We start from the raw sequence: 660 nt of genomic DNA on the forward strand, positions 1-660 counted from the left end.
CCCAAGGTCGCCCAGATCTTTTCGCGTACCCCTAACGGGTGTGGTCACAGGCAGGTGGCCATGTGCCTGCGCGCTGAGGAAGGGGTGCGCATCGCTGATAAGACGGTCTTGAAGATGATGCGTCAGATGGGGCTGCGCTGCGGTATACGCCGTGAGAGGGCCTATCACAGGTACAACTCCTATAAGGGGGAGGTGGGGCAAAGTTTTGAGAACATCATCGGTCGCGACTTCACGGCTGATGGTCCTTGGCAGAAGTTGGGTACCGATGTTACCGAGTTTAAGCTTTCCTTTGGTAAGGCCTATCTCGCTCCGGTTTATGACTTTGCCAGCAAGGAGATTGTCGCCCACTCCATCTCGATGTGTCCTAATCTTGCCCAGCAGCAGGAGATGCTTCAGGTACTCATGGATGCCAAACCTGAAGGGGCTGAACCGATTTTGCACTCGGATATGGGGTGGCAGTATCAGCACGAGACCTACATCAGTATGCTCGCTGATAATGGTTTTATCCAGAGTATGTCACGTAAAGGCAACTGCATCGACAATGGTGCCACCGAGCAGGTTTTCGGTCACCTTAAGGACGAGTTTTTTCGTGGCCAGGACTGGCCAACCTTCGAGAGTTTCAAAGCTGACCTTGAAGCCTATATCACGCATTGGAATACA

The 660-nt window shown here is 52.9% G+C and carries 1 protein-coding gene; it reads left to right on the top strand.

Annotation, left to right across the window (positions count from 1 at the left end):
- Nucleotides 1-15 precede the first annotated feature (15 nt).
- The coding region (locus HMPREF2630_RS00165) for an IS3 family transposase (RefSeq protein ID WP_256387516.1) at nt 16-660 on the top strand (645 nt) is incomplete at its 3' end.

The organism is Rothia sp. HMSC072B03 (assembly GCF_001809565.1).
GTDB lineage: Bacteria > Actinomycetota > Actinomycetes > Actinomycetales > Micrococcaceae > Rothia > Rothia mucilaginosa_A.